Source organism: Bradyrhizobium sp. UFLA06-06 (genome assembly GCF_054820065.1).
Genome location: NZ_JADFUD010000089.1, coordinates 1 through 13,517, shown reverse-complemented (window position 1 = coordinate 13,517; position 13,517 = coordinate 1). Strand labels below are relative to the sequence as shown.

Below are 13,517 nucleotides of genomic sequence, written 5' to 3'. Positions count from 1 at the left end.
TCAGCTCGATCGGCCTTTCAACTGATCGCTCTGGCCAGTCGTCGCTGGGTTCGTCGTGAGCCAATTGGACAAATTGACCATCGCGCTCGCGGAAAAGTTCGGGCCCGGGGTTTTGTTTTGGCGCCGTCAAGCGACGGGATGGCTAACGGGATCCCCCCGGGGCCGGGACTCGGGCGGACACGGCCTGCGAGCTTGTTCCAAGCAGGATTGGACATGAGGCGCACTTCTGTCCCTGCAGGTTTTTGGAAGACACCCAGATCGATATTCTCGGCAAATGCCTTCCTTGAAGAAAATGCGGCTGCTGTGCGAGCAATGCGAAATGGCCCAGTTCAGGCGGCGGCCCTATTGGCTTGTCGGATGCGGTGCAAGCTGGCTTCAACGCTTCCGCGTCGCGAGGATTCGAGCCATGAAGAAAATTCTCGATCTGGCGTCCATTCACCCAGCATCGCTCCAGAGCGAGATGAGAACCGTCTTGCACAGCACTTTCTTACATCACGGCGGCTCCGTGTCGTAAATGACACCTACTAGGCGTCGCCATTGATATCAGGTCAGCTTGAGTCGCGCGGTTCGCAGGATGCGGCCAATGCGGATTTTACGACTCCTCCCTGCCTTCAGGCGTCCTGGCGAATCCTGCTGTGTGCGAATACGAACTCGTCCGTGCATCGAGCGAGCGTCGTAAGCATTGCGGCGATAGCGGCTGTGAAGATCCTGTCTCTTCGGGCTGGGTGCAGAGCTAGATGTTTGTGCCAGTCAGTTTTCTTCTTCATTGGCTGGCCGGGCCTCCAGGTCCTTCGCGGGAGAGTCTTCAGCAGGCCGCGCTTTCTTGTGCCGCTTTTTGGCGCTCGGGGATTTTGGCGGCTCGCTGGATCCGGACACATCTTCTTTTGCTTGCACTGCGTGGCGTCGCTCGGGACCTCGGCGCCGGACTATGCCGATGAGGCCGACAAGCACCAGCGCGAGGCCGGCAGCGATCACGAGAACCGGGACTGCGTTTGCCCAATCGAGGCTCAAGGATTTGACCCTTACTGGATTGCGGGCGCCAACCGAGCACCATGGACGAAGGACTAAGTTTGGTCGTTGCCCTGAGTATTCGTCAGGCTCTCTTTTATGTGTTCAGCCTGTTCCCTTGTCAGTTTCTCGGCCAGGTGGCTGTCCTTTATCAGCGCTGGTCCCTTGCGTTCTCGATCATAAACCATCCAGCCAGAGGTCCCCATTCGAACGATAAATCTGGCCTGCGCAGGCGTTCCAAAATTCACTGGTTCTCTCTGTAAGCCTTGCAACCCATCAATTAGGCTCGCCATCGGCATGCAAGTCAATTGTACTATGTGAATCTGCGCATTCGGATTGAGCGAGCAGTCTCCAGACGTTCGTTGCATCCGTCATTCCTTGAAATTCCGCGCCGGCTTGGAACGTCCTGCCGATCGATCCAATGAACGAGAATGGTCAAAGGACTTAGATTGCACGTGGCGTTCGCGGTCGATGCGGCAAGAGCCGCGCGGGTTACCCATGAATTCACCAGCCATAGTGCCATAGTGACGAAGAGGCCAAGAAGCGGGCCGAGGGGTATTTAGATGCCCACGATGTCCTCGAGACTAGGATCGACCATAGGTTGGTCGGCAGCCTGAAGTGTGGCTAGGTGGCCGGTCAATCGCCCTGCTACCGTCACGCCTTACCCCGTCTGGACTTGAAAAGCGGCCGCCCTCGCGAATTCCCTCGAGCTCCTTTTGCTGGAAGCTGTTGGAAGGCCATGCAAGCCGAGTATGAGGTGAGCTGGAAACCGAGTTTCTGGCTAGCTGCCGTGGCTAAGCTGCGGGCCGGAACTTCTGATGACACGATCCTGTCAATGAACCAGGCACAGGGCAGGCGTCGCGACATGTAACCGGAGCTCCTTGGTGAAATCGACCTTGCCAGGACCGTCTTTGAGCACGCTGAGAACCGCGGCGCGAACCTAGGCTTGGTGCTTCGGACAAGCCGGGCGTCCTCGCTTCTCAGCTCCGGGCGCTTCGTCGATCGCGTCGTGTTCAGCGCTGCGAGCGCCCGACAGTCTGATGAAGCCGGTGACCATCGACGCGATCCCGGGCGCTGTCGGAGCCATCCGTTCTGTCGGTGCTGTCGATGGCCGCGCGAACGACCACGTCGAACGCGGGGCCCTACATTCTTGCTGACCGGCGCGAGCGCGATATCAGGCGGCAGAGAGCCGCGACCAAATTGTCCAGTGCTAGGACGGACGTTACCTGAGCGCAGCGCTCCGAATCTTGAGCGGCGCAGTCTCAGGAATCAAGAGCATGGCACAGAGCCCGGCCGCGCTCGCGACAAGCATGTACCAGGCCGGCGCCAGCGCGCTCCCGGTCAGGTGGATCAGCCAGGTGACGATGGGTTGGGCTGTACCTCCGAAGATCGCAATGGCGAAGGCGTAGGTCGTCGCGAAGGCGCCGCCACGAATGTTCTTGGGCAAACCTTCGGCCATGCTCACATAGAAGGCGCTATACGGAATCGTTCCGATCATGGTGAGCGCGCCGAGGCCTCCGAGAAGTGCGAGAGCACTGCGGCTCTCCGAGATCCAGAAGAACACTGGATAGGTCATCAGCAACGCCGCGATCTGCGGCCAAATCATGATGTGCCGGCGGCCCGCGCGGTCTGCGAGCCAGCCGCCCAGCAGTGCGGCGGCAATTCCTACCGTATTGCAGATGAGTGTGGCGCCAAAGGCGAGAGGCGCGGAAACCTGCAAGGTGTTCAGCGCATAGGTGGTCATATATCCCGTGACGTAAGTGATGATCGTGCAGCTGGCCAAAATGACAAATCCCAGACTCATGATGCGGCGAGCGGCAGGCTGCCTGCTTACAGGCTGAACGCCGGGAGCCGGCGTGTCGGGGCGATGCAACGTTTCGGGCAGGGCGCTCCGCAACCAGAGTCCGAACGGCAGCGTAGCGGCGCCGAGCAAAAGCGCGATCCGCCATCCGTAAGCACTGAGCGCCTCGCTTGTCATGGTCAGGGAGAGTATTTCTCCCACAAGCGCTCCGGCCGTCGCGGCAATCTGTTGGCTGGCAGGCTGGAACGAAACAGCAAGACCGCGCCGTTCGGCCGGGGCCGTTTCCATCAAATAGGCAGTCGTCGGACCAACTTCACCGCCCAGTGCGAAGCCCTGCACCAAACGTGCGAAAATCACCAGTAGCGGCGCGGCAATTCCTATTGTCTCGTACGAAGGCGTCACCGCCAACAAAAGGACTGCGGCGCTCATCATTGCAAAGCTCGCGGTCATGGCGGGTCGGCGGCCGGCTCGATCCGAGTACGAGCCGAGCACGATGGCCCCGATCGGTCTGGTCACAAAACCAGCGCCGAAGGTTGCGAGCGACAGCATGAGGCTGGCGAACGGGTCGCTTGCCGGGAAGAACGTCTGACCGATCTGGATAGCGAAAAAGCTATAGGTCCCAAAGTCGTAGAATTCGAGAATATTGCCGATGGTTGCGCCCAACACGGCGCGGCCGGTCAAGCGTTCGTCTGCCGGAACAAGGACCGCCTCCGGCTTCTTTCGAGTCATTTGTCCGGCCAATCTCGGTCCGTCTGAAGCGCGATGGCTGGCCTGAGCATTTCGATCGGTGAGGTCGCGCCACATTGCACTTCACCTACTCTATACGCCGTCTGGTTGAGGTGGTCGGCTCCGCGTCTTGGTGCTCTGCATGTGCCTGACGCATGCCGGACCGAAGCTCACGACGGTGAGTGCAATAAAAATGCCCGCCCCTCGCAACCCCATTCAAAACTTGAACTGATCGCGGCAATCGCAGCAAGCATGAATGAACGAACATTCCAACTGCCGGGGGGCGCTCCAGTGCAGTGGCGAGTTTGCGACAACAATGGCCGTCGCCGAACATTGCAGTGCCTGTTTTTCACGCGAAGGGCCGTCGTGCATGTTGCTGCGTTCAACTGGTTGCGCACGGCGGACGCATCAGGCGATTTGGCCCAACTTTTGCTCCGCTGCTTGTTGGTTGCGCGCAGCCGCCGCCTCGTCGGATTGGGTCTGCTGCAGAATGCAGGACCTTCGTGCGATCAAAAGGCAATAGGAGTTCGCATTGCTAACGGCACCATGAAATCGATCGACATAGGCGCGGCACCGCAGGCGGGCGGTCATATTCGGTCTGACGAGCAGCGCTCGGCGGGTCGCAAATGGCAAGCGTGATGTGCCAGAGTCTGAGCTCCAGGAATTTGAAATCAAAGTCACCAGCAATGGGGACACACCTCCTTGAGCGGACTTGGTTTCAATCAAAGCCGATCCAGGGAAATGGCTTTCCTTTCGTATTGAAGTGCTGCCGTCAGGTATCGCGCGCGAACTACGCACGCCGATGTCTGACCAATGACGGCCGCGCTTCGCTCGCCCATCTGCGTGCACCCGCGCTCGAGTTAGATGGCAAAACACACCTGTAATCAATGCATCGAAGAGAATGTGTAGTGTAGTATGAAGACGAAGACGAAGACGAAGACAGTTACGGCCATCGTACTTGCGGCTAGTGCGTCGCTGGGTTCGCCCAGTAGGGCCCTTGAAACTTTCGATGTCACGGATACGAACGGCGTGACCTTCATGCGAGCGCAGATATTCGGACCCGGCGATGGTCCTTATTGGGAAGGTGACGGGGTTTCAACGAGGAATTTGCCGAAATCGGAAATAGATCATTCATTGGCGGCGATTCGGTATTGGGCGGAAATCATCAAGCTTATGCCGGGTCACGCGCCGGCCATTGTCAACTTCGGGGGAAATAGCGAGAAAAACGCATCTGCCTATAGTGGTATGTCCCCCGGTGGCGGCACCAAGGTGCAGGCGTCGCTCATGGGCCAGGATCCAGGCGAGCTGCACTACGGTGCGCATGGCATGGTTACAATTGGCCTGATGGGGTTTTCGTCCGAAGCATACATCCCTTCGCAATTGCCGACGACTCCAGAGATTGGTCTTACGCCCGTAGTGATCCATGAGCTCGGCCATGCACACGGTATGCTCAGCACTATCAACTATGAACCATCTCCGTATTTCCCTGGGCCGATATCAACGTATTTCCCGGAAAAGATAAATGCGTGGACCGAGCATTTGCGCGACGACAATGGCAAACAAGCCAAGCCTGGGCAGACGATCTATTGCTCCGTCTGCACGAACCTACCAGCTGACGACGTTTTCGATCTGCGCCGCGATCGGGGCTATTTCGCCGGGAAGCATGTGAGTGAAGTGCTGGCCGGTGCCATGCCTGGTATTCCGGTGCGCGTAATGGACGAGCATGGTCGACGGGATGCGCCCTTCGCCTCGCATAGCGAGCTTAAGAACAGCCTGATGAGCCACCAGGGATACCGGAACTACACCGCCCTGATGGAGGCGGAGATCGCCGCGTTTCAGGATATGGGCTACAGCATCGATCGGCGCAACCACTTCGGTTACTCCATCTACGCCAATGGCCAGACTCTGGTAAACGACAATCCCTTCTTCGCTCGTAATGCTGACGGCACCGCCTATCTGCCGAATACGTACAATACGGCTACGCTCGGACTTGGGCTGCACGTCTATGGCAGCGGCAATATTGTGGTCCAACGTGCCGACCTGCTTTCGAAGGGAGCAGGGGGCGCCGGCATCCGCGTCGACGGCGAAAACAACCAGATCATAATCCCGCCCGGAACCCGCGTGTACGCCGATGGCGCCTATGGGCGCGGCGTCATGTTCGCCTATGGCAAGGATCACACGTTTACTCAGCGCGGGGACGTGCAGGCTCTCGGCGAGCATGGCATCGCAGCAAGTTTCGACTTTGGCAACAATGCGATGGGCAACGACCTTGAATATCGTGGCTCGTATATTCGCACGATCGGCAATGACGCGGCCCCGATGCTGAACGAAATCGACGGCCCCCTCGTCAGCAAGTTCGATCTGACCGGGCGCCTGGCTGGCGGTCATGCAGCGATGTACATGTCGAACAATGGCTACGTCAGCGAGATCAATGTGATGCGTGGCGCAATGCTGTCAGGGGACATACTGTCCGATTACGCCCAGCTTGACGAAAACGGTGCTCCGCGCCTGACCAAGTTAACGTTCGGAATGACGCCTGATGCGAACGGTCACTCAACGCAGGAGCCCGACGGAAGCTTTGCGACCCGCTATGACGGGAATATCGTTGGACGCAACCTGTCGCTGCAGCTGTGGGGTGGCGTCACGTTGTTGACCGGCAATCACGAAGTGTATGACGCAACTGTTGCGCAAGGCGCAACCTTGTCCGGCAATGGCAGTTATCTGCTCAGTACTGACGGCCGCTTCACCAATAGCGGTGCTGTCGCGCCGCTTATCGGTCGCCTTGATAACAGCATAACGGTGAATGGCGACTATCTGCAGACCTCGACCGGTCGCTTGCAGGTCGCGGTGAATGATAGCGGTGCGTTCAGTCGTCTGGTGGTGAACGGCAATGCGACGCTCGACGGCACGCTCACGATCACCCCACAGCGCGGCTGGTATGGCAGCGGGTTCAGCTTTTCCTCCAATCGGTGGCTGAATGCAACAAATCTCTCGGGCTCGTTTACGAACGTGACGACATCGCTGCAATCACCGACCTTGCTGGCGAGTGCTACAGCCGAGGGCGGCAACACCTATGCGTTGACGCTTTCCCGCCCATCCGATGCTTACTCGCGATATGGGACCGATGCCAACAGCCGCGAGGTGGGCGCGGCGCTCGATCAAGTCGCCGGCAACGCTGCGTCGGGGCTGCACCCGCTCGTCGCGGCACTCGACTTCTCCTCGCCTGACGGCACGGCGGTGACATCTGCGCTGCGACAGCTCTCGCCCTCCATCTATGCGTCCGAACAGGGCACACGTATCAATGACAGCTTCTATGCGCGATCGGCGGTCTACGACCGCCTGGAACAGGCGTTTGGCGGGGCGCCATCATCAGCGATGGCGGCAATCGGTTATGGTCCTGAGCAGAAAAGGCCGGGTAGCGAGTCTGCCTCTGCCATCGGTGCGATCTCCGCGGCGTCTTCTGATCCGCCATCCTATGACCTGCAGGGCTACGCCGCGTGGGCTTCTGCCTTTGGCGGATGGACGACCCAATCAGGTGACGGCAATGCCGCAAGCACCAGATCCAGCATCAGCGGCTTCATGACCGGGATCGACAGGCCGGTATTTGAGGACTGGCGCTTCGGTGTTCTTGCGGGCTATAGCCGCTCCACTTTCAAGGCTGGCGCTGCTTCGTCGTCAGGTCGCAGTGACAGTTACACGTTCGGGACCTATGCAGGCACCGAGTGGATCCTGCCGGAAGGAGCTCTCGCCTTCCGCTCAGGCATTGCCTATACGTGGCACGATCTTGAGATGAGCCGCAACGTTCGGTTCCCCGGGTTCAACGACAACTTGATCTCGGATCACGGTGCAGGCACTTCCCAGATCTTTGCAGAACTGGGTTACAAAGTCCATCTCGGCAGGTCTTCTGTGATCGAACCCTATGCCAATCTCGCCCATGTTCGCGTCGCGACGGATGCTTTCTACGAGAGGGGATTGAACGGGGCGGCGCTTGGTATTCGCGCTGACACGATGGATACGACGCTCTCCACGCTCGGCGTCTACGCGACCACCCGATTTCAACTTGGCCACATTGCCACGACGGCGCGCGCTGATGTTGGCTGGCGTCATGCCCTAGGTGACATTATTCCGCTGTCGACAGCCAGCTTTGCTGCAGGTTCGAGCGCTTTTGCAGCTTCAGGCGTATCCATCGGCAAGGATGTGGCACTCGTGGAATCCGGTCTGGACTTCCAACTTTCGAGCAACAGCACCCTTGGCATCGCCTATCAAGGCCAATTCGGTTCTGGCCTCACACAGAACGGACTGAATGCCACCTTCAACGTGAAGTTTTGATACGCATGCTCAATCCAACGTGGCCCGGCGCGCGGCGCGCAATGGACACGTTGGCTTCGATCTGGATCCCGTGGCCAGAAACCTGGCCGGCGAGGATGGCCTGCTTGAACGCCGCGCTGGTGAGCGCGATGTCTTTGCCGGCGCATTCGCCATCGCTCCCGATCTTCAACTGATTGACTTGATGTCGGGTCCCGTTCAGATCGGCCTTAGCGAGCCTCCAAAGGGCATAGCCCAAGGTCACCAGCTCATTGGTCGCAAGAGCGTGCTTGCTTGGCCTGCCATAGCGATGGCACAGGGTTTCTGTCGCCCTGTTCAAGCCAACGCAATCCGAACCGGTCGGCGACGGCCTCCAGGTAGCTGTTGAGCTCGTCCTTTTCGGCCGGATCTTGGGTGAGAACATTCTGCGTTTGGGAAAGCTAGTCAGGCACTCCGGGGTCTCCATTGTCAATTGTGGTCCTGCCGGGGCCCCGGTCGCCCCCGGGAATGTCCTCCGCTTGAACACATAGGTGAACTTGATCTTCAGGGCTGTGGAGTGGGCCCGACTGGACCTCGTCGGCGAAAGCGGGAGAGCAGGAGCGCCAGACGTGAACGGGGCGCACCGGAGGGGTTCGGACGCCTCCAGCCGGCATTCCCGCCGACGGAGTGCCTAGTTTCAGGGCCAGTTACCGGGAGGCGCGGTGGGCCGGACAGGTGCCGCGTCGGTCCAAAGCAGCGTGCACTTCATCGAGCTTGATGGAGGCCCGCTTCGCGACGAGCTGCTTAGGAACTCCTCATGATCGTCGATCTGTGACTGGACGCCGAACTTGCGCGGCGCGACGGCACCAGTCTTCCGGCAGTCCTCGGCCCACGGATGGCCTAGCGGTAGGGTAGGTCCATAGCAGGGTGGATAACGTCAGGAAGGCGAGTGCCCGTCTTACGTTTTGCGGATCTGCCGGGGCCTGGTTTGTTTCCCGCCGGGACAGGGGAAGCAATCGTGGACGCCGAGGGCGCAGTGCCAGGAGCCAAGGGGGACTGACTGGACGGCCGAGCAGGTCGCCATCGTGGTCGCCAATTATTTCCTGATGCTCGAGCGGGAGCGGGCCGGCGAGAAAATCAGGCTATTCGGATTACGGTGTGGAGCACGTCCAATTCTTCGTTTAATCCGCAGCCGATGCATCCGGATGCCTGTTAGCTGGTTGCAGTCCAGGGATCGATTATCGTCAGACCGGCAGCATTGAACGCACTCGTGTCGCGCGATGCCACCGCGAAGCCGTGGGCGGCGGCGATCGCGGCGATGTAGCCATCGGGCGTGGGGAAGCCTTTTCCGGCCGCGCGCGCCTTAACGGCGAGTTCGGCATAGCGCCGCGCCGCGGCGGTATCGAAGGGCAGGATGCGGGCCGTGAAAAGGTCCAGCACGCCGTCGAGCGCAACTGCCAGCCTGTCCTTGCGCCTGCCGCGCGGCAGCGCGCCGATACCGAACAAAAGTTCGGCGACGGTAACGCTGGAAAGAAACACCGTCTCGGCCGCTTGGGCGTCGAGCCAGTGGCGGACCGATGGATGCGGTTCGGGCTTCATCGCCTCGGAGACCACATTGGTATCAAGCAGGATCACTCGAGGTGCATCGGCTCAGCGGGACGCACGTCGCGCCCATGTTCAAGTGCCTCGACATCGGCATTGGTGAGGCCAATCTTGCGGCTCATCTCCGAAAGGGCGGTGCCTAGCCGCAGCCGGCCCTGGGGACGCACGGCGGCCTCCAGAATGGCGCGCATTTCCGCTTCCGCGCTGCGATTGTGCTGCGCCGCACGGACTTTCAGGGCGCGATGCGCCTCCTCAGAGAGGTTGCGGATGGTGACAGCGGCCATGATAGCGTCCTCCGGAGATTGATTGCGATGATATCAAAGTAGAGCTCTTGATGGCATTTTTCAAGGGTGATCGCGGTGCTCACGCGCCGGGCCCCGGGAAACCTAAGGATGAGCGCGGCTGGCGCGGCGCCTCCATTCCTCCCTCTGCGGATAATCCGATTTTTTCCAACATCCCCACACCGTAATCCGGATAGCCGAAAATCAACATGGCCGATCTGTACCGGCGGCTATCGCCGGAGGTGGGGCGATCCGAAAAGGCGATCGAAATGGAAGCTCGGCAACGTGTCGGCCGTCCTGGAGGAGCCCGGGATCGCCCGGATCCCCGGGGCTGCTCCGGCCAACTACCAGGATTCCCTGGTGGAGGCCGTTGAGGCCCAGTTAGGGCAGCATCCGAAGTGATCGACTGTGTCGGTGAAGCCGCCTTTCACGTCGGCTGGAGGGCCGGTTCTGGTCCCGCCACCGGCGTTTTCCGAATTCGGACGCGCAGGATGACCGGCCGGCGCTGCAGCGCCTAGTTGGCAAGTACGATCCGGCAGCCAGAGACGAACACAACCGCTCCCTGAGGCGCGCTGGCGAGGAGATGGTGTTCAAGTTCGAGTACGACCGGCTGTGTCAAGCCGGCCGGCGCGACCTGGCCAAGAAGATGGATTGGCCCGCGGATCGCGGCGAGGACCATCGGGGTTACGACATCAGATCCTTTGCGCCAGACAACGGCGAGGAGCGGCTGTTCGAAATCAAGACCACCAACAGGCACGCTCGCACGCGCGTCTGGCTGTCCCGTAACCAGGTTGAGACGGCTGCGCATAACCCAGCGGCCTACCGCGTCCGGAGAATCTTCGACTTCAGTAACGGAGCGGAGATGTTCGACATCAAACCGCCGCTTGATGTCTGCTTGTGTTCGACGCCGGACAAGTACGTGGCCGTGCCGAGGTGAGGCTCCAAGCAATTCCGAATACATCATCGGCGGCTCTGTCATTAAGACGTCCAATGGTCGACTGATCTCCACGACAGCTCGGTGGAAATATGGTTAGCCTTCCCTTGGCGCTCGGCCTGGCTTTGACGAGCGTTCTTCGCAAGGAGCTGCGGGCCAATCGAGACCCCGAGGCCAAACTAGCCGAGGTGATGGAGCCCATCAGTGCCCTTTCGGAGACCTCCGATGTGGTCTTCGCAGCGTTGCAGATTTCCTTTCTTCAGGAAGGTTGCCCCATCGAGGTGCAGGCGGCGTTGGCAAAATATTTCGTCGGCTTGCAGAATGTATCCGATGATCTTTATCCGGCGTTCGAGGCGATGGCGAAGCGATCTCCAGAGCCATTCTTGAGGGCGACGCACGACGCCGCGTTTTCTCTGGTTATGCTGCCAAACTCCAGATGGCTCATAGTAGCGCTGCTTTCGGCATCGGCAGATCCAAAGCATGCCGCGGAGATAGCCCGCCAGGCGCTGGAGTGGCTAGCCCGCCATTCTCTAGCGCCCGAGGTAGGCACGTTCCGTCATTCGAGTGGCGATCCGGCAAAGGACGCCGCGGAATCGGAACGGCTGAAGCAGGAGCTCGAGACTCGCCGCTCGGCCTTGTCGGAGGCTGAACGCGAATTTATCGGCAAGCAACTGAAGGAAGACTCCCGAAAAGGTCTGCCGCAGCTCCATTCGTATGCCCTCGAGCTCATGGCGGGAAAGCCACTAGCGCCCGCCATCCCCGCGCTTATGGGATGGGCCGTCGCCAGCGCCTTGAATCCGGACTTCGACCGACCGGATAAGCATTTCCGACATCTCATGCGTTTCAATGCCGTTGATTGGTTGCCGATGCGGGATGCCGTCCGAACCGCTTGCGAGCCGTTTCTGGCGACGGAGGCGTCGAATACGGGCAAGCGCGCGGCGGCCACCATGTTGAGTGCGACCGGAGATCCGGACGATGCGGCGCAAGCGCATGCCATTTTCGGGACTATCACCCCCGACCGACCGCGCTTTTCCTTGAATGACCCGCTCTACAGTGCGGTCGATCCTTGCGATCCGACCGCAACACAAGCGCCGGAGAATATCGGTGCAATCGTTACGGCCAGCAGGAACGCCAACGTTGCGGAGCTGAGCACAGGCCTTGGCATGACCCCTCAGGATCACCAGGTCACCAGGTCCATGCCCGCTCTTGCCCGCTTCGAGCCAGCCACGGCCGTCGAACTTCGCCATAAGTTCGCCCGGCAGGCGCTCGATCGGGCGAACGTGCTGTCGTTGAGGCAGGCCATGATGGCGCTATTGAAGGACAGTGCGATCCTGGAGCCGGAAATCGTAACCCGACTGGTTTCGATCGGCTCTTCGCCGCCGGCGTCCGAATTCTTGACGGACAAGGGCGGGGTTCGAGACGAATGGCTCGTGCAGCAGTATGCCCTTCGCGCAGCCTTTCCGCACCGGAGCGGCGATGAGCAGCTCCGGGCGCTGGAGGCCGGAGGAGGCAACGAGGCATTGCTAGATCTGCTGGAGGCTACGTCACCCGCCAGCGAGACGGAGATTGACGCTGCTCTGGATCGCGCACTCACATCCCGCGACAACAACAGATTGGCGATGGTCGTAAACTTCGCTCAGTTCAGCAAAAGCTCCCTGTCGAATGCGGCGAAATCCCGACTCATTCCCTTGCTCTCGTCCCCCGATGGTGGAATGAGAATGAGAGCATTGGCGCTCGCCGCGCGGTCTCGAGACCCAGTTCTGTTGAAGCAGTTTCTGGCGACGGGCTGGGACGCCGCGAATTGCGACGCGAAGAACGGCCATCGTGAGATCTGGTATGGCTCGCGGTGCCTGCTGGTAGCCGCCGAGTTGGGCTTGATCGGCGCCGCCGAGGCCGTTGGTCGCATGGGGCCGAACTTCTATGGCTTCGCGGCGCAGTTGAGCGATGAGGGCGCCAAATCGGTCGCCGATAGGGTCGATGTCGCATTCCACCGTGCGATCGGTGTGAACGACATCCCTGAATTTCCCCTGGTGCAGCAGCCAGTCACCGCGATCGAGGGGCAGGAGCCGCCGCTTCTGTCCTTGGTGGATCAGCCGGCCCGCGACATGCAGCAGGCATTCGAGAGACTGGGAGAAGATGATGACGCGTTTCAGCAACGGCAGAAGCGCTCTTGGAAGGCCTTCGACCGCTTCGTCGATCACGTTACTCTCGCCGACGCCCGGATCATCCTGGACGATTTCTCCTGGGGAGGATTCGATGCGATTGTAGCCCGGATGCCTTCTCTCGCGGAGAGTTGGAAGCAAGCGTTGCTGGTCGCCGGCGAGGGAGTGTTCCGCGCCATGCATGCATTCGCAACGGGGCTCGCGAGGGCAATCGCGCCAAGCGATCCCGCGGGTGCTGCAGAGCTGTTCGCTCGAACGGCCTCGCTTCGACCTTTCGTAAACCGTGTCATCGGCGTATCGAGCATTCCCGCGGAGGCCGTTGCGGCCTGGTCCCGTGCTTCGATCACGGAGGTGCGTAAATTGTGCTTCGCCCGACTCGACGCGGCCGCGAACGACTCCTTGATAGCTTCGGAGGTTCTCGCCGCGCATGAGGCCGGAGCGCAAGCGTTCATTCAGCAATACGTCGACGAAAGGTTGGCGATCCAGGAGCCGGCAAAGACGGCGCGGGCTCTTCTTGTCTGTGGATTTTCAGACCTGAATGAACATGCCACCCGTACGCTGCAGCGGTTCGAGGCTTGCGAAGGATTTGTCGGGCAAGCCTACGGGGCGGCAACTTATGCCTATCATAGGAACGCATGGGCACGGCATTGGTACGGGATGATGAAGTCTGCCACGAGCCCTGAGGAATTCTGGAGCTGCGCCGTCCTATTCGCGAAGAT

9 protein-coding genes are annotated in these 13,517 nt (G+C 60.2%); 4 read left to right on the top strand and 5 right to left on the bottom strand.

Going from position 1 to position 13,517, the window contains the following annotated elements; translation table 11 throughout:
• Positions 1 to 750: 750 nt before the first annotated feature.
• The gene (locus IF803_RS39120; RefSeq protein ID WP_125459168.1) at positions 751 to 1,011 is read right to left on the bottom strand and encodes a hypothetical protein; all 261 of its coding nucleotides are present in this window, start codon (positions 1,009 to 1,011) and stop codon (positions 751 to 753) included.
• Between the two features lie 1,219 nt (positions 1,012 to 2,230).
• Positions 2,231 to 3,538 (bottom strand): MFS transporter, encoded by a 1,308-nt coding sequence (locus tag IF803_RS39115; protein ID WP_016846328.1) that lies wholly within the window; start codon positions 3,536 to 3,538, stop codon positions 2,231 to 2,233.
• Between the two features lie 249 nt (positions 3,539 to 3,787).
• Here IF803_RS39115 and IF803_RS39110 point away from each other — a divergent pair, with 249 nt between their 5' ends.
• Both IF803_RS39110 and IF803_RS39105 read left to right on the top strand, forming a co-directional pair.
• On the top strand, positions 3,788 to 4,174 hold the full coding sequence (locus IF803_RS39110; protein ID WP_157183415.1) for a hypothetical protein: 387 nt from the start codon (positions 3,788 to 3,790) through the stop codon (positions 4,172 to 4,174).
• A 276-nt stretch (positions 4,175 to 4,450) separates the two neighbouring features.
• The gene (locus tag IF803_RS39105) at positions 4,451 to 7,864 is read left to right on the top strand and encodes an autotransporter outer membrane beta-barrel domain-containing protein (RefSeq protein WP_461195810.1); all 3,414 of its coding nucleotides are present in this window, start codon (positions 4,451 to 4,453) and stop codon (positions 7,862 to 7,864) included.
• Here IF803_RS39105 and IF803_RS39100 read toward each other — a convergent pair.
• The 3 genes from IF803_RS39100 to IF803_RS39090 form a co-directional block, all read right to left on the bottom strand.
• Positions 7,848 to 8,180 carry a hypothetical protein gene (locus tag IF803_RS39100; RefSeq protein WP_016846332.1) on the bottom strand — a complete coding sequence of 111 codons (333 nt, stop codon included), beginning with the start codon at positions 8,178 to 8,180 and terminating at the stop codon, positions 7,848 to 7,850. The genes IF803_RS39105 and IF803_RS39100 overlap by 17 nt on opposite strands.
• 851 nt (positions 8,181 to 9,031) lie before the next feature.
• A complete protein-coding gene (locus IF803_RS39095; RefSeq protein ID WP_016846333.1) occupies positions 9,032 to 9,454 on the bottom strand; it encodes a type II toxin-antitoxin system VapC family toxin in 423 nt (140 codons plus the stop codon).
• Complete coding sequence (locus IF803_RS39090) at positions 9,451 to 9,705, bottom strand: FitA-like ribbon-helix-helix domain-containing protein (protein WP_016846334.1); 255 nt, start codon at positions 9,703 to 9,705, stop codon at positions 9,451 to 9,453. Before IF803_RS39090 ends, IF803_RS39095 begins: the two co-directional genes overlap by 4 nt.
• Before the next feature lie 580 nt (positions 9,706 to 10,285).
• Between IF803_RS39090 and IF803_RS39085 the strand changes: the two genes are divergently transcribed.
• Positions 10,286 to 10,639, top strand: a complete 354-nt coding sequence (locus tag IF803_RS39085; RefSeq protein ID WP_129964841.1) for a protein NO VEIN domain-containing protein — start codon at positions 10,286 to 10,288, stop codon at positions 10,637 to 10,639.
• Positions 10,640 to 10,743: 104 nt separating this feature from the next.
• On the top strand, positions 10,744 to 13,517 hold a 2,774-nt coding region (locus IF803_RS39080; protein WP_461195809.1), incomplete at its 3' end, for a hypothetical protein.